The following is a 20405-nucleotide window of genomic DNA, read 5'->3' on the forward strand; positions in this document are numbered from 1 at the left end:
GAGGTTCGGGGCGCGCGGTATAGGGGGGCGCCGTCTTCAATGGCCGGGCTCTTACATGTTTTTCCGCAAATGCGAAAGAGGCGGGGCGCAACTCTGTTGCCCGCGCCGCGCAGGGCCCGGCCTCACGAGGCGCGCACCGGCGGCAGCGTGATGTTCCAGAGTTCAAGGTCTTCCCGGTCCATCAGGCGCACTGTCATTTCCTCGCTCGTCCCGTTGATGTCGACGAGGCCGAAGAATTGCAGGCCGGCCGAGGGCGGCAGGTTGCTGTCGATGCCGCCCCTGGACGACTTGATGAACCGCACCTCCGGCCCGAAGGTCATGTCGAGCGGTTTCGGCCCGTAGGTGCCGGAATGCAGCGGCCCCGAGACGAATTCCCAGAACGGATGGAACTCCTGGAATTTCGCCCGAGACGGATCGTAGTGGTGCGCGGCCGTATAGTGCACGTCCGCCGTCAGCCAGACGACGTTGTGGACCGCATTGTCACGCATGAAGGAGAGGAGATCGGCGATCTCCCGCTCGCGCGCCGCCGGCGGGCCGTTGAGGCCATCGGCGACACCCTCGTAACCGAGGCTGTTGGCATAGTCGTCCCAGATGACGAGGCCGAGCGGCATGTCGCAGGCGATGACCTTCCACACGGCGCGCGAAGCCGCCAGTTCCCGCCGCAGCCAATCCGCCTGCCGCCAGCCGAACAGGCCGTTTTCCGTACCGCCCCGGTTCGGGCTGCGATAGGAGCGCAGGTCGACGAAGAAGACGTCGAGCAGCGGCCCGTAGGCGATCTTGCGGAAAATGCGGCCGGGCTCGGTTGGAAAATAGCGGATCGGCGTCATCTCGTGGAAGGCGCGCCGGGCGCGGGCCTCGTAGACGCCGATCTCCTTTTCCGGATAGCGCCGGTCGCCGGAAAGGTCACTCGATTCCGACCAGTTGTTGAGCACCTCATGGTCATCCCACTGGAAAAAGGTCGGGCATTGCGTGTTGAAAGACAGAAGGTGCTCGTCGAGCAGATTGTATTTCCACTGGCCGCGAAACTCGTCCAGCGTGCGCGCCACGTTGCGCTTCTCGTCGGTGACGATGCGGTTCTTCCAGATCCCGCCATCCCGCAGCCGGATCTCGTCGGGGATCGGACCGTCGGCATAGACAGTGTCGCCGGAATGGATGAAGAAATCCGGCTCGTGCCGCAGCATGGTCGAATAGGTCTTCATGCCGACATCGTCGATGCCCCAGCCCTGCCCGGCGGTGTCGCCCGACCAGACGAAACGCACCGAGCGCCTGCGCATCGGCGCGGTGCGGAAGCGCCCGACGACCGGCTCGGAGACGAGATGGCTGGAATAGGGATCGCTGGCGGTGAAGCGATAGAAGATGTCCTGGTCCGGCAGGAGACCCTGCAGCATCGCCTTGACCGTGTTGTCGGACGCGATCGTCGCCTTCCCGACAGGCAGGCGGGAGGCATTCAGGAAACTCTCGGTGGTCGAATATTCCAGCGTCACCTCCGCCGGCCGGTCCACCCGCGCCCAGACCATACCGGAGGAGCAATCGACATCGCCCGACTGCACGCCGTGCGAAAAGACCGGGCTGCCATGGCGCCGCGCATAGTAGGGAACGGCCAGCGCCGAGGAGGCCGCGAGCGCACCTGCCCCTGCGGTGAGAAGGAACGAGCGCCGTGTCAGCGTCTCGGGAACAATCGCCATGCCACCTCCGGCCAAGCCCGCGAATCGACGGGCAGACCATGAGTCCCGGGCATGTCAGTCCGGTAACGGGAGGATGACGGTTCACCCAAGATTCGGTGACAGGACGATGACGCGCCTCAGGGCACCTTGCCCTCTTCCGGCTGCTCGACGGAGTGGCGCATGATCAGCGGCATCTGCGACAGCGTGAAGAGAATGGTGATGGGCATGGTGCCCCAGACCTTGAAGGCCACCCAGAAATCCGTCGAGAAGGAGCGCCACACCACCTCGTTCAGCACCGCGAGGAAGACGAAGAACAGGCCCCAGCGCAGCGTGAGCTTGCGCCAGCCCTCGTCGGTGAGCCTGAAGGCGGCGTGGAAGACGTAGCCGAGCAGCGACTTGCCGAAGAGAAGGCCGCCGAGCAGGATCACGCCGAACAGCGAATTGACGATGGTCGGCTTCATCTTGATGAAGGTATCGTTCTGCAGCCAGAGCGTCAGCGCGCCGAAGACGAAGACGACGATGCCGGAGATCAGCGGCATCATCGGCAGGGTGCGCGTCAGGATCCAGGAGACGACGAGGGCGATCGCCGTCGCCGCCATGAAGAGGCCCGTAGCGATGAAGATCGGTCCGCCCATTTCGGCCAGAACCGGAAACTGCGCGGCCAGCCACTCGCCGCGGGAATTGGCGAAGAAAAAGACGACGAGGGGCCCGAGCTCCAGCACCATCTTGAGGAGCGGGCTGATCTTCTCCTCCGCCTTGGCCGGGGCGTCCAGCGTTGCCTTGCTCATGCCTCAACTCCTGCGATCGCTTCCGCGAAATCCTTCGCCTCGAAGGGTTCGAGATCGTCGATCCCCTCCCCGACGCCGATGAAATAGACCGGCAGCTTGTGCTTGGCGGCAATCGCCACAAGGATGCCGCCGCGGGCCGTACCGTCCAATTTTGTCATGATCAGGCCGGTCACGCCCGCGACATTGCGGAAAATCTCCACCTGGTTCATGGCATTCTGCCCGGTCGTCGCATCGAGCGTCTGGAGCACCGTGTGCGGGGCATCCGGATCGAGCTTGCCGAGCACGCGCACGATCTTCTCCAGCTCCGCCATCAGCTCCGTCTTGTTCTGCAGGCGGCCGGCCGTGTCGATGATCAAGACGTCGCTCTTCTTCAGCTTCGCCTGCTCATAGGCTTCATAGGCGAGCCCCGCCGCATCCGCGCCGAGCTTCGAGGAGACGATGTCGGAGCCCGTGCGCTCCGCCCAGATCTTCAGCTGCTCGATGGCCGCCGCACGGAACGTATCGCCCGCCGCCATCATCACCTTCAGGCCCGCGCCCGAGAGCTTGGCCGCGAGCTTGCCGATCGTCGTCGTCTTGCCGGTGCCGTTGACGCCGACGACGAGGATGACATGCGGCTTGTGGTTGAGGTCGAGCGCCAGCGGCTTGGCGACGGGACCGAGGACCTTGGTGATCTCGCTCGCCATGATGCGCGACACATCCGCGCCCGTGACGTCCTTGCCATAGCGCTCGGAGGCGAGCGTGTCGGTGATGCGCAGCGCCGTCTCCACGCCGAGATCGGCCTGGATCAGCAGGTCCTCGAGGTCCTGCAGCGTATCGTCGTCGAGCTTGCGCTTGGTGAAGAGGCTGGTGATCTGGCCGGTGAGCTGCGAGGAGGTGCGGGCAAGCCCCTCGCGCAGGCGCTGGAACCAGGTGCGCTTGACCTGCGGCGCCGGGACGTCCAAGACAGGTTCGCGCGCTGCCGTCGCAAACCCTTTCGGCAGGGCGGGCGCCTCGGCCTTCGGCTCGCTGCGGATCGCCTCTTCGAGGACCGGGTCCTCCGCCTCGGCAGGCGCCGCTTCTTCGGCCGGAACGAATTCGTCCTCCGGCTCGGCAACCTCTTCCACCGCCGCTACGGGCTGCGCCTCGACGATCTCCTCGACGGGAGCGGCGGGCTCTTCCTCGACAACATCCTCCGCCATCTCGGACGCCGGCACGTCATCCGCCGGACCACCGGCAGTCTCCATCTCGGCGGGCGCGACCGGGTCTTCCGCAACGGGCAGATCCGGAGCGTGCGGCAGCGGATAGATGTCCGGCTCGGCTTCGTCGGGCACATGTTGCGCGGCTTCGGGATTGGCGGCCTCCGCCTCGTCGAGCAGCGCGTCCCGCTCCCCCACGACGGCAGGTTCCGGGCTTTCCGCGACCGGTTCAGGCACGACCTCGGCGACCTTCGGCTCGACGGCCGGCGCTTCCGCCTCCGGCTTCTGCTCGGGGGCGGTGTCTTTTCCGAAGGTGAAGATCTTCTTGATGAAGCCGAGGGCCATGAAGGATGTGTCCGCTAGTTATGCGAGAGGGCGGTTTCGGGCCGCATCGTCAGGTGTTTTCCATTGTGGCCGGTGATCGTGACCGGCACAAGGTCGCGGGGCTTGAGGCCCGCGGCATCGACGAGCGTGAAGTTTTCCGTGTGGGCAAGGCCGTTGTTCTCGACGAGGATCATCTCCCGCTTTCCGATCATGGAATCGAGATGGGCCTCGGCGAGCCGTTTTCCAGTCTCGCGCAGGCGGCTGGCGCGGTCCTTGACCAAAGCGCGATCGAGCTGCGGCATGCGCGCGGCCGGCGTGCCGGGGCGCGGGCTGTAGGGAAAGACGTGCAGATGGGCGATGCCGCAGTCTTCCGCAAGCCGCGCCGCATTGGCGAACATGTCTTCCGTCTCGGTCGGGAAACCGGCGATCATGTCCGCGCCGAAACTGGCATCCGGGCGAAGCGCGCGCGCCCGCCCGCAGAAGGCCCGCGCGTCGGCGCTGGAATGGCGGCGCTTCATGCGCTTGAGGATCAGGTCGTCGCCATGCTGGAGCGACAGATGCAGATGCGGCATGAAGCGCGGCTCGTCGGCGACGAGGTCCCAGAGGTGGTCGTCCGCCTCGATGCTGTCGATCGAGGAGAGGCGAAGACGCCGGATGTCCGGCACCTGCTTCAGCAGCGTCTTGGCGAGAGAGCCGAGGCTCGGCCGGCCCGGCAGGTCCGCGCCGTAGCTGGTGGCGTCGACGCCGGTCAGCACGATCTCGCAGTAGCCGCTCTCGGTGAGTTTTCGCGCCTGTTCGACCACCGCGCCCATCGGCACGGAGCGGGAATTGCCCCGGCCATAGGGGATGATGCAGAAGGTGCAGCGGTGGTCGCAGCCGTTCTGCACCTGCACGAAGGCGCGCACATGGCCGTCGATCAGCTTCACCATCTGCGGCGCGGTCTCGCGCACGCTCATGATGTCGTTGACGCGCAGCTTCTCTTCCGACGAAACGCCGAAATCCGGCAGCGCGCGGTAGGCGGCGCTTTTCAGCTTCTCCTCGTTGCCGAGCACCGCGTCGACTTCCGGCATGTCGGCAAAGGTGTGCTTCTCCGTCTGCGCCGCGCAGCCGGTGACGATGATGCGGGCATGCGGATTGTCCCGCCGGGCCCGGCGGATCGCCTGGCGCGCCTGGCGCACGGCCTCGCCCGTCACGGCGCAGGTGTTCACCAGCACGGCATTGTTCAGCCCCGCCTTCTCGGCCTCGGCGCGCATCACTTCCGATTCGTAGGTGTTGAGCCGACAGCCGAAGGTTATGACCGCAACGCCGCTCAAAGGGCGGCCGCCTCGGCGTCATCCCGGCGGAAGGCGCCGGTCGAAGGATCGAGCATGCCCGACCACTCCCATTCGGCCGGCCCGGTCATGACGACGTGATCGTCCCCGCGCCATTCGATGGTGAGCACGCCGCGGTTCGGGCTGCTGGCGACGGTAATCGCGACCTTGCGGCCTGTGCGGCCCGTGCGCGCGCCGGAAACGCCGGCAGCACAGGCAGCCGAGCCGCAGGCGAGCGTCAGGCCGGCGCCGCGCTCCCAGGTGCGGGTCGTCATGGAGGTGGGGGACGTCACCTGCGCCAGCGTGATATTCGCCTTTTCGGGGAACATCGGATGGTTTTCCAGCAGGGGGCCGAAGCGTTCGAGTTCGAAGCTCATCGGATCGCGGTCGACCCAGAAGACGGCATGCGGATTGCCCATCGACATGGCGGCCGGCGAATGCAGCACGGGCGCGTCGATCGGCCCGATCTGCAGTTCGATCCGGCTCGTGTCGAAGAATTCTTCAGCGAGCGGGATGCGGTTCCAGTCGAAGACCGGCCTGCCCATGTCGACGGAAATCGTGCCGTCCTCGTGCTCTACGGCATTCAGGATGCCGGCGACGGTCTGGAAGGTGAAGACCTTCTTGCCCGTTTCGGCGGCGAGCGCCTGCACGACGCAACGCGTACCGTTTCCGCAGGCCTGCGCCTTGGAGCCATCGCAATTGAGGATGTCGATGAAGGCGTCCGTTCCATCGACCCGCGGATCGTGGATCGCCATGATCTGGTCGAAGCGGGTGGCGGGATCGGCGTTGAGCGCGATCGCCGCTTCCGGCGTCACGGCATCGCTGCGGCCGCGCATGTCCACGACCAGGATCATGTTTCCCAGTCCGTTCATCTTCGCGAAATCGACCGTCTTTGTCATTACACTCTGCCCATCCGGGCCGAACGCGCCCGTTGCGGCCGTATATGGCGGAAAGTCCCGCGGATTTCCAGTGCCTTGCTCAGACCGCGGCAGCGGGAACATCGAACACTTCGCCCGGCCGCAGCGCGCGAAACCGTTCGCGGGCGATGCCGGCCGCATCGAGCGCCGCTTCCAGCGCGGCGAGCGGTTCGTCGATCGCCTCGTTCGTCAGCCGGAAGGTGCCCCAATGGTGGCCGGCCACATAGGCCGCACCGGAGGCCACCATGCCCTGAACCGCCTCGTCCGGGTTCTGGTGTTGCGGACGCATGAACCAGCGCGGTTCATAGGCACCGAACGGCAGGTTGGCGAGGCGGATCGGCCCATGTTTCTCGCGGATCGCCCGGTAGTTGATGCCCTGGTGAAAGCCCGTATCGCCGACATGGTAGATCTTTCCGCCCGGCGTCTCGATGAGAAAGGCGGACCAGAGCGCCAAGCGCCGGTCACCGAGCCCGCGCGCCGACCAGTGGTGGCAGGGCTCGCAATGGAGCGTCACCCCGTCAGCCACCGTCAGCGCGCTACCCCAGTCCATGGTCGTTATGCGCGCCCTGTCGACCGTCGGCACGATGATGCGATCATTGCCGAGCGGCGTGACGATCCGGCAATCGTCCCGTTCGGCGAGCGCTTTCAGCGTCGCAAGGTCGAGATGATCGTAATGATTGTGCGTGACGAGCACGAGGTCGATCTTCGGCAGGTCGACAAGGCAGATGCCCGGTGGGTTGACCCGCTTGGGCCCGGCGAAGGTGAACGGGCTTGCGCGGTCGCTCCAGACCGGATCGGTCAGGATATTGAGGCCGGCGGTCTGGATGAGCAGCGCCGCATGGCCCGCCAGCGTGACGACGAGGCGACCGCCGGCGATACGCGCTTCCGGCACGGCTGATGGAAAGGGGCTCGGCCAGTCGAGCGGCCAGGCAGAGCGCCCGCCCCCGAACTGCCAGCGCATCAGCTCGAAAAAGCTGTTCGGCTCCTCGCCGTTCGGGTTGAAGAAATGCGTGCCGTCGAAATGGTCGCTGAGCGGCCCGTCATAATAGCGCTTGGCGGCAAGGCTGCGGCTCGCAAAGCCCCCGCCGGCGAGCGTCGCCAGCGCACCGATGCCCGACCATTTGAGGAACGTCCGACGGTTCATCGGCGAAAGATAGGTCGCGCGCCGTCGCACTGCAATGCGCCGACGCAGACTCGCATGAATTTTACGTCCGGCCCATCGTGTGGATCGGCGCAAAGCAGCCGAGGATCAGGCGCCTTGAATCGAAGGGAACGTCCGCCGGTATCGCTTTCGTACGCGGGTCGGTGCGCAACCTCGCCTCGGCGGCATCGAGCGTCGCCTTGTCGGGCCAGACCTGCCAGGTGAAGACGATCTTTTCGCCCGGCTTCGCGTCGACGGCGCGGCGGAAATCGGTGTGAGCGCCATCGGGCACGTTGTCCTCCCAGGATTCGACGATCTCCAGGCATCCATAATCCTTGAGGATCGCCGCGCTGTTTTCCGCCCACCGGAGATAGGCCTGCCTGTTTTCCGCGGGCACGGGGATTACCAAGCCTGCAATGTACATGAGCGAAACTCCTCTCGAGCAGCGCGCGCCGGCATGATCCGGTGCGTCCTTGACTTTCCGGCCCCTTTGCTGTTTAAGCCGCCGCATCCGCGACAAGTGACGATGCTTGAAGCCGCCGACCGGGACCCATTGAGGTATAAAGAGATCCCGGAGGTCAACACCCGACAGCGCGATGCGCCCTCGGGTGCTTTTCGGCTTTGCGTCTTGTTTTTGGCGCGGATGGAACCGATGTTTCCGCCAGACGTGGAAACAAGAAGGAAGACGTGATGTTTGAAACACTCCAGGACCGCCTTGGCTCCATTCTCAATGGACTGACAGGCCGTGGCGCGCTCTCCGAGGCCGATGTCTCGGCGGCGCTGCGCGAGGTCCGCCGTGCGCTTCTCGAAGCGGACGTGGCGCTGGAAGTGGTGCGCTCCTTCACCGATGCCGTGCGCGAAAAGGCCGTCGGCGCGGAAATCCTGAAGTCGATCAAGCCCGGCCAGATGGTCGTCAAGCTCGTGCATGACGAGCTGGTCTCGATGCTCGGCTCCGAAGGCGTCTCCATCGACCTCAACGCCGCCGCCCCCGTCGTCATCATGATGGTGGGCCTGCAGGGCTCCGGCAAGACGACGACGTCCGGCAAGATCGCCAACCGGCTGAAGACGCGCGACAAGAAGAAGGTCCTGATGGCCTCGCTCGACACGCGCCGCCCGGCCGCGCAGGAGCAGCTTCGCCAGCTCGGCGTACAGACCGGCATCGATACCCTGCCGATCATCGCCGGCCAGTCGCCGACCGATATCGCCGCCCGCGCCGTGCAGGCCGCAAAGCTCGGCGGCCATGACGTCGTCATCCTCGACACCGCCGGCCGCACCCATATCGACGAACCGCTGATGATCGAGATGGCGGAGATCAAGCGGAAGTCCAATCCGCACGAGATCCTGCTCGTCGCCGATGCGCTGACCGGTCAGGATGCCGTCAACCTCGCCCGCAATTTCGACGACCGCGTCGGCATCACCGGCCTGGTCCTCACCCGCATGGACGGCGACGGCCGCGGCGGCGCGGCCCTTTCCATGCGCGCCGTCACCGGCAAGCCGATCAAGCTGATCGGCGTCGGCGAGAAGATGGGCGAGCTGGAGGAATTCCACCCCCGCCGCGTCGCCGACCGCATCCTCGGCATGGGCGACATCGTCTCGCTCGTCGAGAAGGCGGCGGAGAACATCGACGCCGAGAAGGCGGCCGCCATGGCCGCCAAGATGGCCAAGGGCAAGTTCGACCTCAACGACCTTGCCGACCAGCTGCGCCAGATGCAGAAGATGGGCGGCATGGGCGGCATCATGGGGCTGATGCCCGGCATGGCCGGCATGAAGGACAAGATGTCCGCCGCCGGCCTCGACGACAAGCTGTTCGGCCGCCAGATCGCCATCATCAACTCGATGACCAAGGCCGAGCGCGCCAATCCCGACATGCTCAAGCATTCCCGCAAGAAGCGCATCGCCGCCGGCTCCGGCACCGATGCCAGCGACATCAACAAGCTTCTGAAGATGCACCGCCAGATGGCGGACATGATGAAGATGATGGGCGGCAAGAAGGGCGGCATGATGAAGCAGATGATGGGCGGCCTTGCCAGCAAGATGGGCCTTGGCGGCGGCATGGGCGGCATGCCCGACCTGTCCAAGATGGATCCGAAGCAGCTTGAGGCGCTCGCCAAGCAGGCGGAAGCGGCCGGCATCAAGCCGGGCAGCCTGCCGGGCCTTGGCGGTGGCGGCCTTCCGGGCCTCGGCGGCGGACGCCTGCCCGGTCTCGGCGGCCTTCCGGGCCTTCCCGGCCTGCCGAAGAAGAAGTGAGGGGACGCGGCATGACGATCGATCCGAAGGTCAAGCAGCAATTGGGGGAATACCGGCAATCGATCGACAATATCGACGCTGCCCTTGTGCATATGCTCGCCGAACGCTTCCGCTGTACCCAGGCGGTGGGCGTGCTCAAGGCGACGCATGAACTGCCGCCGGCCGACCCGGCGCGCGAGGAATACCAGATCGAACGCCTTCGCCGCCTGGCGAAGGATGCCAATCTGGATCCGGATTTCGCGGAGAAGTTCCTGAACTTCATCATCCGCGAGGTGATCCGGCACCATGAAGCCATTGCCGCTGAGCACAGCGGCGCAAACCAGAACACCGCTTGAGAAAAGCGGCTCACGTCACATCCAAGGAGTAATGACATGTCCCTGAAAATCCGTCTCGCCCGCGGTGGCTCCAAGAAGCGCCCGTACTACCAGATCGTCGTTGCCGATGCCCGCTCGCCGCGCGACGGCCGTTTCCTGGAAAAGCTCGGCTCCTGGAACCCGATGCTCGGCAAGGACGACGCGGGCCGCGTGCAGATCGACGCCGACCGCGCCAAGGAATGGCTCGCCAAGGGCGCCCAGCCGACCGACCGCGTTGCCCGCTTCCTCGATGAAGCCGGCGTCGTGAAGCGCGACGCCCGCAACAACCCGGAAAAGGCAAAGCCGGGCAAGAAGGCCCTCGAGCGCGCTGCCGAGAAGAAGCAGAAGGAAGAAGACGCCGCTGCTGCCGCCGCCGGCGAATAATCCTTCGCGGCTTTTCCAGAAAACGGGCGGCGTGTTTCATGCCGCCCGTTTTCATTTGGAGCCTTGGCATGAACATAATAAAGCCTAGGCGTCCCGAAACACACGGAACCGAACCATGGCGAAACTGGAAAATCCCGTCCTCATGGGCACCGTCGGCGCGGCACAGGGCCTGCGCGGCGAGGTCCGCGTGAAATCCTATACGATCGACCCGACGGCGATCGGCGACTATGGCCATCTCCATACCGAGGACGGCCGCTCCTTCGAGGTGCTCGAAGTGCGCGAGGCGAAGAATGTCGTCGTGGTGCGCTTTCGCGGCATCAACGACCGCAATGCCGCCGAGGCGCTTACCGGCACCGACCTCTATATCGAACGTGACAACCTGCCGGACGAGGAACTGGACGAGGACGAATTCTTCTATGCCGACCTCGAAGGGCTGGAAGCGGTCGATACCGCCGGCCGCAGCCACGGCAAGGTGACGGGCATCTTCGATTTCGGCGCGGGCGACCTTCTCGAACTCAAGGGGCCGGGCAAGCGGCCCGTGCTCATTCCCTTCTCCGAAGCGGCCGTGCTGGAGATCGACCTCGAAGGCGGGCGCCTTCTGATCGACGCCGTCGCCGCCGGCCTGGAGGATGACGGAAACGATGGCCCGGGCAGCCGGCGCCGCCGTCCGCCGCAAGACGACGGCGGAGAGTGACGTGGCTTTCCGCGCCACCATCCTGACGCTCTATCCGGAGATGTTCCCGGGGTTTCTCGGGCAGTCGCTCTCCGGCAAGGCGCTCGCGCGCGGCGACTGGGCGCTCGACTGCGTGCAGATCCGCGATTTCACCACCGATCGCCACCGCACGGTGGACGACACGCCGGCCGGCGGCGGCGCCGGCATGGTGCTGAAGCCGGATGTGCTTGCCCGCGCCATCGACCACGCCTCTGAAGGCGACAGCCGCCCGCGCCTGCTGATGAGCCCGCGCGGGCGCCCGTTGACGCAGGCCCGCGTCCGGGAGCTGGCGGCAGGCGACGGCGCCGTCATCGTCTGCGGCCGCTTCGAGGGCGTTGACCAGCGCGTCATCGACGGGCGGCAGCTCGAAGAGGTCTCGATCGGCGATTACATACTCTCCGGCGGCGAGCCGGCGGCGATGATCCTGCTCGACGCCGTGGTGCGCATCCTGCCGGGCGTCATGGGCAATGCGCTTTCGGGCGAACACGAGAGCTTCGAGGGCGGGCTGCTGGAGCACCCGCACTATACCCGCCCGCAGGTCTGGGAAGGCATGGAGATCCCTGGCGTTCTCACCTCCGGCCACCACGCGGCGATCGAGAAATGGCGGCGCGAGGAGGCGGAACAGTTGACGCGCGCGCGTCGGCCCGACCTTCTCCCCGCTCAGCCTGTCACGAAATAATAGACCGTCAGCGCGAGGCCGACCGCGACCACTAGGCCGCGGATGACCGGCTGCGGCACGCGCCGCGCCGCCCAGACGCCGGCATAGCCGCCGATCGCGCCCGCCGGCACCATGACCGCCGCCTGCGGCCAACCGACCACGCCGCCGCTGGCGAAGACGACAATCGCCATGGCCGCGATGACGACGGCGACGAAATTCTTCAGCGCGTTCAGCCTGTGATAGTCGCCGCCTTTGGTGAGGCCCAGCACGGCGAGCGTCATGATGCCCATGCCCGCACCGAAAAAGCCGCCATAGATCGAGGTGATGCCCTGGAGGGCAAGGCCGAGCGGCGAGATCGGCTTTTCCGGGCTCAGCGTCCTGGGCTTGAGATAGGGTCCGGCCGCAAAGATCGCGGTCGCCGCCAGCAGGAGCCACGGCACCAGCGCACGAAACGAGGGATTGGAGAGCGAGAGCAGCAGCATGGCCCCGGCAAGGCCGCCGACAAGCGACAGCGCGCCGAGCAGCAGCGCTTCCTTCCAGTCGGCGCGGATTTCCTTGGCATAGGCGAGCGTCGAGGTGACGTAGCCGGGAAACTGGGTGATCGAAGAGGTGGCGTTGGCGACGATCGGCGGCAGGCCGGTCAGTGTCATCGCGCCGAAGGTCAGGAACGTGCCGCCGCCGGCGATGGCGTTTACCACGCCGGAGAGGAAGCCCGCGATGAACAGAAAGATGGCGTCGACAACGGTCATGATGCTCCCCTGGCACGGCGGCTGTGGCCGCGCCCTCCTCAAGCGCGTGATAGCGTGGCGCCGGAAGGGCGGCAAGGCCCGAAGAACCGCCCTTCCGGCGCGGTTTCTTTTGCCGTTGCGGCATGTCGCGCAAAAATGCGCAGCGGTTTTGCGACAGCGGCATGCGAAAAACCAAGGCCCTGAAGCGCAAGGAGGGTATCGGAAAGGTCGCGATGTGCTTTAGGGGATGACAAGCCGGTTCGTTTGGTGTATTGGCCCGCACGGATTTGGGATTACTCCCGCCGACCTGCAATCAAAGAATGGCGAATCCGCTCCGTCCGGCAACGGACTAACCTTAGAGGCCATGCCCCGGAAGGTGACCGTCGAGCGCTCTGGCTGTTTCAGAAGAACCAGAAGGTTAGACCGATGAACATCATCCAGCAGCTCGAAGCCGAACAGGCCGCGAAGATCGAAGCCAAGCGCACCCTCCCGGAATTCTCCCCGGGCGACACCGTCCGCGTCAACGTGCGCGTCACGGAAGGTTCGCGTACCCGCGTGCAGGCCTATGAAGGCGTCTGCATCGCCCGTTCCGGCGGCGGCCTCAACGAGAGCTTCACCGTTCGCAAAATCTCCTACGGCGAAGGCGTCGAGCGCGTCTTCCCGATCTACTCGCCGCTCGTCGAAAGCGTCGACGTCGTGCGCCGCGGCAAGGTCCGCCGCGCCAAGCTCTACTACCTGCGCGATCGCCGCGGCAAGTCGGCTCGTATCGTCGAGAACACCGGCACGCGCGCCCGCAAGCTGAACGATGCCGAGCGTCAGGCTATTGCCGAGGAAAAGGCACGTCTCGAGGCCGAGAAGGTGGCAGCCGCCCAGGCGCTCGCCGCTGAAAAGGCCGCAGCAGAAGCTGCCGAGGCCGCAAAGGCCGCGGAAGCCGCCGCCGAATAATCCGGCAGCCGCATCCATTCGAAGAAGCCGTCGGCCTTGCCGGCGGCTTTTTTGTTTTACGGAAAAGCCTTTGCACGCAAGCGCCGTGCTTGCCTCCCTGCCTGAACCTGTGAGAGTGTTCCGCCGCCACAATTTCAGGAGCCTGTTTCGATGTTTTCCCGCCGCGCCGTTCTCGCAGGCCTTGCCGCCGCCGCCCTCATGCCCGCTCTCGCCTTTGCCACGGACCTGCCCGACCTCGGCGGCAAGACCGTCGTCGTCGTTACGGAAAACGCCTATCCGCCGCTGCAATTCGTCGATCCGAAGTCGGGCGAGCAGATCGGCTGGGAATATGACGCGATGAACGAGATCGCCAAGCGGCTGAACTTCAAGGTCGAATACCAGAACGCCAGCTGGGACACGATGATCCAGGCGGTCTCCGACAACCAGTACAATATCGGCATGACCGGCATCACCATCAAGGACGACCGCAAGGAGAAGGTCGACTTCTCCGACCCCTACATGCGTTCGCAGCAGTTCATGCTGGTGCGTGGCGACGAGGAGCGCTTCAACGACGCGAAATCCTTCGCGGCGCTGAACGACGGCCTGATCGCCGCCCAGCCCGGCACCTCGCCCTTCTACACCGCCGTCTATGAAATCCTCGACGGCAACGAGCAGAACCCGCGCATCAAGCTGTTCGAAACCTTCGGCGCGACCGTGCAGGCGCTGCAGGCCGGCGACGTCGACCTGGTGCTTACCGACAGCGTCGCGGCCAAGGGCTATGTCGACGCCTCGGGCGGCAAGCTCAAGGTGGTCGGCGGGCCGCTCGGCACCGAGGACTTCGGCTTCATCTTCCCGAAGGGCTCCGATCTCGTCGCCCCGGTCAACGCGGCGATCGCGGCATTGACGGCGGACGGCACGCTGGAAAGCCTCAACAAGAAGTGGTTCCTCGACTACAAGATGGGTGAGTGACGGGCAGTCATGGCTCCCGCTTCCCCTGATACGGCGAAGGGCGACTATCCCTGGTGGCTGGTCGCCCTCAGCGTCATCGCGCTGGCGCTTGCCGGCGTCATCATTGCCAATGACCTCTACAGGCAGGTGTTCAGCGTCGTGCTGAAGGGACTGTGGGTGACGATCTTCGTGACCCTCGTCGCCTTCCTGCTCGCCACCCTGCTCGGCCTCGCCGTCGCCCTGATGGCGCTCTCCGAAAGCAAGGTGCTGCGCCAGATCGCCCGCTTCTACACGGAGGTGATCCGGGGCGTGCCGGTGCTCGTCCTGCTCTTCTACATCGCCTTCGTCGGCGCCCCGGCGCTGGTGGCGGTGATCAACTTCGCGATCGGCCCGCTCCTTGCCGCCGGCTACCTGGAACCGGTGCAGGTGCGCGACCTCTCGCTGATGTGGCGGGCGATCATCGCGCTGATGATCGGCTATTCCGCCTTCATCGCCGAGGTCTTTCGCGCGGGCATCCAGTCCGTCGACAAGGGGCAGATCGAGGCCGCGAAGGCGCTCGGCCTGTCGCGCTTCCAGCGCTTCCGCCTCGTCGTCTTTCCGCAGGCCGTGCGCGTCATCCTGCCGCCGCTCGGCAATGACTTCGTGGCGATGGTGAAGGATTCCTCGCTCGTCTCCGTGCTCGGCGTCGCGGACATCACCCAGATGGGCAAGGTCTACGCGTCGGGCTCGTTTCGCTTCTTCGAGACTTATTCCATCGTCGCCTATGTCTACCTCATCCTGACGATCGGCCTTTCCCTGGCCCTGCGGGCGCTGGAAAGACGTCTCCGGCGGACGTGATCCCTGCGCGCACGGATGATCAGACGGTCGCCGCGCATCAACTTGCCGTGCCGTCAAAAAATCGTTATATGCGGGGCATGGAATCCAAGTTCGGATGCACGGAAAAGCATGTCGTCGTGCTGCAGGATCACAAGCGCCTGCCGGCACGCTTCTTTGCGCGTGTCTTCGGCGCGCTTATCAGCCGCCTATCCTGATCGCTCTCGATCCTGCGAGCCACGCGCTCGCCAAATTCCTGTACCCTAAACATGCCAAGCGGATGAAGAGCCATGAGCGCACCCCGTACCCTCTATGACAAGATTTTCGACGACCATATCGTCAGCCGCCAGGAAGACGGAACCTGTCTTCTCTACATCGACCGTCACCTCGTTCACGAAGTGACGTCGCCGCAGGCCTTCGAGGGCCTGCGCATGGCCGGCCGCAAGGTGCGCGCGCCGGAAAAGACGCTCGCCGTCGTCGACCACAACGTTCCCACCTCGCCGGACCGCCATCAGGGCATCAAGAACGAGGAAAGCCGGATCCAGGTCGAGGCGCTCGCCAAGAACGCCGCCGATTTCGGCGTGGAATACTATTCCGAAAAGGACGTGCGCCAGGGCATCGTGCACATCGTCGGCCCCGAGCAGGGCTTTACCCTGCCGGGCATGACCATCGTCTGCGGCGACAGCCACACCTCCACGCACGGCGCGTTCGGCGCGCTGGCGCACGGCATCGGCACCTCCGAGGTGGAGCATGTCCTCGCCACCCAGACGCTGATCCAGAAGAAGGCGAAGAACATGCTGGTGCGCGTCGACGGGAAGCTTCCCGAAGGCGTGACGGCCAAGGACATCATCCTTGCCATCATCGGCGAGATCGGCACCGCCGGCGGCACCGGCCACGTCATCGAGTTCGCCGGCGAGGCGATCCGCTCGCTCTCGATGGAAGGCCGCATGACGATCTGCAACATGACGATCGAAGGCGGCGCCCGCGCCGGCCTCATCGCGCCGGACGAGACCACCTTCGAATACATCAAGGACAAGCCGCGCGCGCCCAAGGGCAAGGCGCTGGAGATGGCGCTCGACTACTGGAAGACGCTCTACACCGAGGAAGGCGCGCATTTCGACCGCGTCGTCGTGCTCGACGCCGCCAACCTGCCGCCGATCGTCTCCTGGGGCTCCTCGCCGGAGGACGTCGTCTCCGTCGAAGGTGTCGTGCCGAACCCCGACGATATCGAGGACGAGACCAAGCGCTCCTCCAAGTGGCGCGCGCTCGACTATATGGGCCTGAAGCCGGGCACGAAGATCACCGACATCGCCATCGACCGTGTCTTCATCGGCTCGTGCACCAATGGCCGCATCGAGGACCTGCGCGCCGTCGCCGCCGTCGTCGAGGGCAGGAAGGTCGCCTCCACCGTCGATGCCATGATCGTCCCGGGCTCCGGCCTCGTGAAGGAGCAGGCGGAAGCCGAAGGCCTCGACAGGATCTTCAAGGAAGCCGGTTTCGACTGGCGCGAGCCGGGCTGCTCCATGTGCCTCGCCATGAACGACGACCGCCTGAAGCCGGGCGAGCGCTGCGCCTCCACCTCGAACCGCAACTTCGAGGGCCGCCAGGGCTTCAAGGGCCGCACGCATCTCGTCTCGCCCGCCATGGCCGCCGCCGCCGCGATCGCCGGCCACTTCGTCGATATCCGCGACTGGAAGTGATCACGGCTTCATCGCCATCGTGATAGAGGGCCGGGAGCATGCTCCCGGCCTTCTCGTTTGAAGGAGAGATTCCCGTGAAACGCCTTCTCCTCCTCCGCCACGCCAAGTCCGCCTGGCCCGAGGGCGTCGAAGACCACGCCCGCCCCCTCGCCGATCGCGGCCGCCGCGATGCCCCGCGCATGGGGGCCTATATTGTGTCGGAAGGCCTTGAGCCGGATTTCGCGCTGGTCTCCTCGGCCCGGCGCACGCAGGAAACCTGGGCCCTCGTCTCGCCGGCCCTCGCAAAGCCTTGCCCGTCCCGCACGGTGGCGTCGATCTACGAAGCCGAACCGGCGGCCGTCCTCGCGGCGATCCGGCAAGCGCCGGCGGAGAGCGAGACGCTGCTCGTCATCGGTCACAATCCGGGTTTCGAGGATGTGGCGGCCTTGCTCGCGCCGCAGGGCGAGGCAACGGCGCTGGCGCGGCTACGGACAAAATTCCCGACGGCGGGGCTTGCCGTCATCGCTTTCGACATCGAGACGTGGACGGACATTGCGCCCGGAGCAGGCCGGCTCGAAAGCTTCGTGACGCCGAGGACGCTGCCATAGACGAAACGGGCGGCCAAGCCGCCCCAATGCAGCCATCAGCGCGTATCAGCGACGCCCGTCACCCCACCCTCCACGTCATGCTCGGGTCAAGCCCGAGCATGACGGAGGAGAGGTTTTGCGGTTTGGCTGGCTTAGAACGTCGCCGTCATCGGATCGGGACCGATGCGCTTGCCGTCCTTTTCGAGGCTCGCGAAGGTCGCCATGTCCTCGTCGTCGAGCTTGAAGTCGAATACCTTGAAATTCTCCACGATGCGCGACGGCGTCACGGATTTGGGGATCACCACCAGCCCGTTGTCGATGTGCCAGCGGGTGATGACCTGCGCCGGCGTGCGGCCGTGTTTTGCCGCGACCTTGGCGACGACCGGGTTTTCCAGCAGCGTGCCCTGGCCGAGCGGGCTCCAGGACTGGGTGACGATCCGGTGCTTGTCGTGATAGGCGCGGGCCTCCTTCTGGGGGAAGTCCGGATGCAGCTCGATCTGGTTGATCACCGGGGTGATGCCGGTCTCGTCGATCAGGCGCTGCAGGTGCTCCGGATAGAAGTTGGACACGCCGATCGAGCGGGCGCGGCCTTCCTTCTGGAGCTGGATGAAGGCCTTCCAGCTGTCGACATACTGATCGCGCTTCGGCGCCGGCCAGTGGATGAGGTAGAGATCGACATAGTCGGTGCCGAGCCGCTTCAGGCTGGCGTCGAAGGCCTTCAGCGTCGCATCGTAGCCCTGGTCGGAATTCCAGAGCTTCGTGGTGAGAAAGATCTCCGAACGGGCAATGCCGGAGGCGCGGATGCCCTCGCCGACGCCCGCTTCGTTCTCATAGATCGCGGCCGTGTCGATATGGCGATAGCCGGCGTCAAGCGCGGCCTTGACCGCGGTCACGGCCGTGTCGTTCGGGGTCTGCCAGACGCCGAGGCCGACCTGGGGAATGCTGTTGCCGTCGTGAAACAGGATTGTCGGTTGATCGCTCATCAGAATCTCTCCGTGAAAAAATGGCGTGCTTGAACCCGGGCGGGTTTCCCGTGGCGCCTTGAAGCCCGGCGACGGTCGAGGCTGATATAGGTTCCGCATCGCAGCATTTCAGCCCACCTCGGTAAAATCCTCAGAGCACCCGCACGACCGTGCCGCGCCGCAGATGCGGCAGGATGCGCAGCATGTCACGTTGTGCAAGGGCGATGCAGCCGGCCGTCGGCTCATAGCCGGGGCGGATGAGGTGGAAGAAGATCGCCGAGCCGGCATGGCGGCGGCGCGCGGTCACGTTCCAGTCGAGCACCAGGCAGATGTCGTAGAGCTCGTCCTTGCGCTGCATCTCCTCATGGCTCGGCTTGAAGGGCGCGCGGACAAGACGGTTGTAGGACGGATGCTTCGGCGCGTCGCACCACAGCATGGCGGGTCGGATGCGCCGGAGCGGCAGGGCGCTTTGCGGCTGGGGCAGCCGGTCGCCGCGCAGGAAGCCGGAGAGAAGCGGCATGGCGGCGATCGGCGTCGCGCCGTCGCCCTCGCGCTTGCGGCTGGTTCGCCCGGAGCGGCCGATGGCGGCGGGCAGGCGCAGGGGGCCGACCTGGACGATGGCGCGGCTCTTCCTGCCCGGCGCCGGGCGCACCAGGATCGTCTTCACGCAATGTTCAGCAGATGTGATCCGGCTCATGTCGCTCCGCCATATTCGCGCCTTGTGGTAACCTGACTGGCTAAGCCATGGGCGGGCTTGCCAAAAGTCCCAATTCCCTTACTTTCCAGAGGAATGCCGAGAGGTAAAGCATGACATCCCGCACAATCCTTCTTGTCGATGACGACAACGACCTGCGCGAGACGCTCGTCGAGCAGCTTTCGCTCTACGAGGAGTTCTCGACGCTCGAGGAAACCACCGCCGGCAAGGGCATACAGACCGCCCGCGCCAATCAGATCGACCTCCTGATCATGGATGTCGGCCTGCCGGACATGGACGGTCGCGAAGCCGTGAAGCTGCTGCGCAAGGGCGGCTTCAAGGCGCCGATCATCATGCTGACCGGGCACGACACCGATTCGGACACGATCCTGGGCCTCGAGGCCGGCGCCAACGACTACGTGACCAAGCCCTTCCGCTTTGCCGTGCTGCTTGCGCGCATCCGCGCCCAGCTGCGCCAGCACGAGAGCAGCGAGGACGCCACCTTCACCGTCGGCCCCTATACGTTCAAGCCCGGCCAGAAGCTGCTGACGCTGGAAAACGGCCAGAAGATCCGCCTGACGGAGAAGGAGGCGGCGATCATCCGCTACCTCTACCGCGCCGACCAGAAGGTGGTGACGCGCGACGTGCTGCTCGAAGAGGTCTGGGGCTACAATTCCGGCGTCACGACCCACACGCTGGAGACCCATGTCTATCGCCTGCGCCAGAAGATCGAGCGGGACCCTTCCAATGCGGAGATTCTCGTGACAGAGAACGGCGGTTACAAGATCGTACCTTAGCTTTTCACGCAACTCCGAACGGAAAACCGCTTTACACTTTTCCTGGACGTGCTTTTGAGGAACGCCCGCCGTGGGTCTCAGCGACGACATCGCCCTTCTTTCCCGCGTGCCGCTCTTCGCCGGCCTCGCCGACGACAAGCTGCGGCTGATGGCCTTCGGCGCCGAGCGCCGGCGGCTGGTGGAGGGGCAGACGCTGTTTCGCGAGGGCACCTCGGCCGATTGCGGCTTCGTCGTCGCCTATGGGTCGTTCCGGCTCACCTCGACGCTCCGGGACGGAACGACGCGCGACGAGGGCACGGCCGGCGCCGGCACGCTGCTTTCCGAGCTCGCGATGATTTCCGCCGTGGAGCGCAAATATACGGCCGTGGCGACGGAAGACAGCGAGGTCATCCGTATCAACCGCCCACTCTTCCGCCGCATGCTGGAGGAATATCCCGACGTTGCCATTCTCGTGGACGCACGCATCCGCGAAAACCTTTCGGCGATGATCAGCCAGATGCGGGGGCTTGCCGGGCGGTTTGCCTGAGGCAGGCCCCTCATCCGGCCTGCCGGCCACCTTCTCCCCGTAAACGGGGCGAAGGGATATGCCGCACCGATTTC

At 65.5% G+C, this 20405-nt stretch carries 23 protein-coding genes; 13 read left to right on the forward strand and 10 right to left on the reverse strand.

Annotated features, from left to right (window positions below; all coding sequences use genetic code 11):
- Nucleotides 1-122: 122 nt before the first annotated feature.
- From AABF56_RS17670 to AABF56_RS17700, 7 genes are all read right to left on the reverse strand, one after another.
- Nucleotides 123-1685 (reverse strand): alkaline phosphatase D family protein, encoded by a 1563-nt coding sequence (locus tag AABF56_RS17670; protein ID WP_272806944.1) that lies wholly within the window; start codon nucleotides 1683-1685, stop codon nucleotides 123-125.
- A 116-nt stretch (nucleotides 1686-1801) separates the two neighbouring features.
- The gene (locus tag AABF56_RS17675) at nucleotides 1802-2452 is read right to left on the reverse strand and encodes a septation protein A (RefSeq protein ID WP_272806945.1); all 651 of its coding nucleotides are present in this window, start codon (nucleotides 2450-2452) and stop codon (nucleotides 1802-1804) included.
- A complete protein-coding gene (gene ftsY / locus AABF56_RS17680) occupies nucleotides 2449-3972 on the reverse strand; it encodes a signal recognition particle-docking protein FtsY (RefSeq protein ID WP_272806946.1) in 1524 nt (507 codons plus the stop codon). Before ftsY ends, AABF56_RS17675 begins: the two co-directional genes overlap by 4 nt.
- A 14-nt stretch (nucleotides 3973-3986) precedes the next feature.
- Nucleotides 3987-5264, reverse strand: a complete 1278-nt coding sequence (gene mtaB, locus AABF56_RS17685; protein WP_272806947.1) for a tRNA (N(6)-L-threonylcarbamoyladenosine(37)-C(2))-methylthiotransferase MtaB — start codon at nucleotides 5262-5264, stop codon at nucleotides 3987-3989.
- Complete coding sequence (gene dapF, locus AABF56_RS17690) at nucleotides 5261-6160, reverse strand: diaminopimelate epimerase (RefSeq protein WP_272806948.1); 900 nt, start codon at nucleotides 6158-6160, stop codon at nucleotides 5261-5263. Before dapF ends, mtaB begins: the two co-directional genes overlap by 4 nt.
- Nucleotides 6161-6239: 79 nt before the next feature.
- Nucleotides 6240-7322: an MBL fold metallo-hydrolase gene (locus AABF56_RS17695; RefSeq protein WP_272807528.1), complete on the reverse strand. Its 1083-nt coding sequence runs from the start codon at nucleotides 7320-7322 to the stop codon at nucleotides 6240-6242.
- A gap of 61 nt (nucleotides 7323-7383) precedes the next feature.
- Nucleotides 7384-7743, reverse strand: a complete 360-nt coding sequence (locus tag AABF56_RS17700; protein WP_272806949.1) for a DUF1428 domain-containing protein — start codon at nucleotides 7741-7743, stop codon at nucleotides 7384-7386.
- Between the two features lie 266 nt (nucleotides 7744-8009).
- Between AABF56_RS17700 and ffh the strand changes: the two genes are divergently transcribed.
- From ffh to trmD, 5 genes are all read left to right on the forward strand, one after another.
- Nucleotides 8010-9566: a signal recognition particle protein gene (gene ffh / locus AABF56_RS17705; RefSeq protein WP_272806950.1), complete on the forward strand. Its 1557-nt coding sequence runs from the start codon at nucleotides 8010-8012 to the stop codon at nucleotides 9564-9566.
- Nucleotides 9567-9577: 11 nt separating this feature from the next.
- Nucleotides 9578-9901 carry a chorismate mutase gene (locus tag AABF56_RS17710; RefSeq protein WP_064331777.1) on the forward strand — a complete coding sequence of 108 codons (324 nt, stop codon included), beginning with the start codon at nucleotides 9578-9580 and terminating at the stop codon, nucleotides 9899-9901.
- 36 nt (nucleotides 9902-9937) lie between these two features.
- Nucleotides 9938-10303, forward strand: a complete 366-nt coding sequence (rpsP, locus tag AABF56_RS17715) for a 30S ribosomal protein S16 (protein ID WP_272806951.1) — start codon at nucleotides 9938-9940, stop codon at nucleotides 10301-10303.
- A 115-nt stretch (nucleotides 10304-10418) separates the two neighbouring features.
- Nucleotides 10419-10997 carry a ribosome maturation factor RimM gene (gene rimM / locus AABF56_RS17720; protein WP_272806952.1) on the forward strand — a complete coding sequence of 193 codons (579 nt, stop codon included), beginning with the start codon at nucleotides 10419-10421 and terminating at the stop codon, nucleotides 10995-10997.
- Between the two features lies 1 nt (nucleotide 10998).
- Nucleotides 10999-11694: a tRNA (guanosine(37)-N1)-methyltransferase TrmD gene (trmD, locus tag AABF56_RS17725; protein ID WP_272807529.1), complete on the forward strand. Its 696-nt coding sequence runs from the start codon at nucleotides 10999-11001 to the stop codon at nucleotides 11692-11694.
- On the opposite strand, the gene AABF56_RS17730 is transcribed toward trmD, so the two are convergent.
- Entirely contained in the window at nucleotides 11676-12422 is a 747-nt protein-coding gene (locus tag AABF56_RS17730; protein ID WP_272806953.1) for a sulfite exporter TauE/SafE family protein, read from the reverse strand. The genes trmD and AABF56_RS17730 overlap by 19 nt on opposite strands.
- A 405-nt stretch (nucleotides 12423-12827) precedes the next feature.
- On the opposite strand from AABF56_RS17730, the gene rplS reads away from it, so the two are divergent.
- The 6 genes from rplS (at nucleotide 12828) to AABF56_RS17760 (ending at nucleotide 17373) form a co-directional block, all read left to right on the forward strand.
- Complete coding sequence (gene rplS / locus AABF56_RS17735) at nucleotides 12828-13346, forward strand: 50S ribosomal protein L19 (protein ID WP_244769288.1); 519 nt, start codon at nucleotides 12828-12830, stop codon at nucleotides 13344-13346.
- A gap of 150 nt (nucleotides 13347-13496) precedes the next feature.
- Nucleotides 13497-14294: a transporter substrate-binding domain-containing protein gene (locus tag AABF56_RS17740; RefSeq protein WP_272806954.1), complete on the forward strand. Its 798-nt coding sequence runs from the start codon at nucleotides 13497-13499 to the stop codon at nucleotides 14292-14294.
- A gap of 9 nt (nucleotides 14295-14303) precedes the next feature.
- Nucleotides 14304-15110: an amino acid ABC transporter permease gene (locus AABF56_RS17745; protein WP_272806955.1), complete on the forward strand. Its 807-nt coding sequence runs from the start codon at nucleotides 14304-14306 to the stop codon at nucleotides 15108-15110.
- Nucleotides 15107-15304 (forward strand): hypothetical protein, encoded by a 198-nt coding sequence (locus tag AABF56_RS17750; RefSeq protein WP_272807547.1) that lies wholly within the window; start codon nucleotides 15107-15109, stop codon nucleotides 15302-15304. The genes AABF56_RS17745 and AABF56_RS17750 overlap by 4 nt, the downstream gene beginning before the upstream one ends.
- A 72-nt stretch (nucleotides 15305-15376) precedes the next feature.
- Complete coding sequence (gene leuC, locus AABF56_RS17755) at nucleotides 15377-16786, forward strand: 3-isopropylmalate dehydratase large subunit (RefSeq protein ID WP_272806956.1); 1410 nt, start codon at nucleotides 15377-15379, stop codon at nucleotides 16784-16786.
- A 38-nt stretch (nucleotides 16787-16824) separates the two neighbouring features.
- Entirely contained in the window at nucleotides 16825-17373 is a 549-nt protein-coding gene (locus AABF56_RS17760) for a SixA phosphatase family protein (protein WP_272806957.1), read from the forward strand.
- 131 nt (nucleotides 17374-17504) lie between these two features.
- Here AABF56_RS17760 and AABF56_RS17765 read toward each other — a convergent pair whose 3' ends face one another.
- Both AABF56_RS17765 and AABF56_RS17770 read right to left on the reverse strand, forming a co-directional pair.
- Nucleotides 17505-18335, reverse strand: coding sequence for an aldo/keto reductase (locus AABF56_RS17765; protein WP_272806958.1), 831 nt, complete (start codon nucleotides 18333-18335; stop codon nucleotides 17505-17507).
- A gap of 130 nt (nucleotides 18336-18465) precedes the next feature.
- Nucleotides 18466-19011, reverse strand: coding sequence for a L,D-transpeptidase family protein (locus tag AABF56_RS17770; protein WP_272806959.1), 546 nt, complete (start codon nucleotides 19009-19011; stop codon nucleotides 18466-18468).
- A gap of 110 nt (nucleotides 19012-19121) precedes the next feature.
- Between AABF56_RS17770 and AABF56_RS17775 the strand changes: the two genes are divergently transcribed.
- Together AABF56_RS17775 and AABF56_RS17780 are read left to right on the forward strand one after the other, a co-directional pair.
- Nucleotides 19122-19805, forward strand: coding sequence for a response regulator transcription factor (locus AABF56_RS17775; RefSeq protein ID WP_024271121.1), 684 nt, complete (start codon nucleotides 19122-19124; stop codon nucleotides 19803-19805).
- A gap of 70 nt (nucleotides 19806-19875) precedes the next feature.
- A complete protein-coding gene (locus AABF56_RS17780; RefSeq protein WP_272806960.1) occupies nucleotides 19876-20331 on the forward strand; it encodes a cyclic nucleotide-binding domain-containing protein in 456 nt (151 codons plus the stop codon).
- Nucleotides 20332-20405: the final 74 nt, after the last annotated feature.

It is taken from the genome of Shinella sp. WSC3-e (genome assembly GCF_945994535.1).
GTDB classification, from domain to species: Bacteria; Pseudomonadota; Alphaproteobacteria; order Rhizobiales; family Rhizobiaceae; genus Shinella; species Shinella yambaruensis.

What these genes read in the sequence shown, in the direction of transcription:
- AABF56_RS17670 (WP_272806944.1), bottom strand. Translation starts at nt 1,685, where the DNA reads ATGGCGATTGTTCCCGAGACGCTGACACGGCGCTCGTTCCTTCTCACC.
- AABF56_RS17675 (WP_272806945.1), bottom strand. Translation starts at nt 2,452, where the DNA reads ATGAGCAAGGCAACGCTGGACGCCCCGGCCAAGGCGGAGGAGAAGATC.
- ftsY (WP_272806946.1), bottom strand. Translation starts at nt 3,972, where the DNA reads ATGGCCCTCGGCTTCATCAAGAAGATCTTCACCTTCGGAAAAGACACC.
- dapF (WP_272806948.1), bottom strand. Translation starts at nt 6,160, where the DNA reads ATGACAAAGACGGTCGATTTCGCGAAGATGAACGGACTGGGAAACATG.
- AABF56_RS17695 (WP_272807528.1), bottom strand. Translation starts at nt 7,322, where the DNA reads ATGAACCGTCGGACGTTCCTCAAATGGTCGGGCATCGGTGCGCTGGCG.
- AABF56_RS17700 (WP_272806949.1), bottom strand. Translation starts at nt 7,743, where the DNA reads ATGTACATTGCAGGCTTGGTAATCCCCGTGCCCGCGGAAAACAGGCAG.
- ffh (WP_272806950.1), top strand. Translation starts at nt 8,010, where the DNA reads ATGTTTGAAACACTCCAGGACCGCCTTGGCTCCATTCTCAATGGACTG.
- AABF56_RS17710 (WP_064331777.1), top strand. Translation starts at nt 9,578, where the DNA reads ATGACGATCGATCCGAAGGTCAAGCAGCAATTGGGGGAATACCGGCAA.
- rpsP (WP_272806951.1), top strand. Translation starts at nt 9,938, where the DNA reads ATGTCCCTGAAAATCCGTCTCGCCCGCGGTGGCTCCAAGAAGCGCCCG.
- rimM (WP_272806952.1), top strand. Translation starts at nt 10,419, where the DNA reads ATGGCGAAACTGGAAAATCCCGTCCTCATGGGCACCGTCGGCGCGGCA.
- AABF56_RS17730 (WP_272806953.1), bottom strand. Translation starts at nt 12,422, where the DNA reads ATGACCGTTGTCGACGCCATCTTTCTGTTCATCGCGGGCTTCCTCTCC.
- rplS (WP_244769288.1), top strand. Translation starts at nt 12,828, where the DNA reads ATGAACATCATCCAGCAGCTCGAAGCCGAACAGGCCGCGAAGATCGAA.
- AABF56_RS17740 (WP_272806954.1), top strand. Translation starts at nt 13,497, where the DNA reads ATGTTTTCCCGCCGCGCCGTTCTCGCAGGCCTTGCCGCCGCCGCCCTC.
- AABF56_RS17745 (WP_272806955.1), top strand. Translation starts at nt 14,304, where the DNA reads ATGGCTCCCGCTTCCCCTGATACGGCGAAGGGCGACTATCCCTGGTGG.
- leuC (WP_272806956.1), top strand. Translation starts at nt 15,377, where the DNA reads ATGAGCGCACCCCGTACCCTCTATGACAAGATTTTCGACGACCATATC.
- AABF56_RS17760 (WP_272806957.1), top strand. Translation starts at nt 16,825, where the DNA reads ATGCTCCCGGCCTTCTCGTTTGAAGGAGAGATTCCCGTGAAACGCCTT.
- AABF56_RS17765 (WP_272806958.1), bottom strand. Translation starts at nt 18,335, where the DNA reads ATGAGCGATCAACCGACAATCCTGTTTCACGACGGCAACAGCATTCCC.
- AABF56_RS17770 (WP_272806959.1), bottom strand. Translation starts at nt 19,011, where the DNA reads ATGAGCCGGATCACATCTGCTGAACATTGCGTGAAGACGATCCTGGTG.
- AABF56_RS17775 (WP_024271121.1), top strand. Translation starts at nt 19,122, where the DNA reads ATGACATCCCGCACAATCCTTCTTGTCGATGACGACAACGACCTGCGC.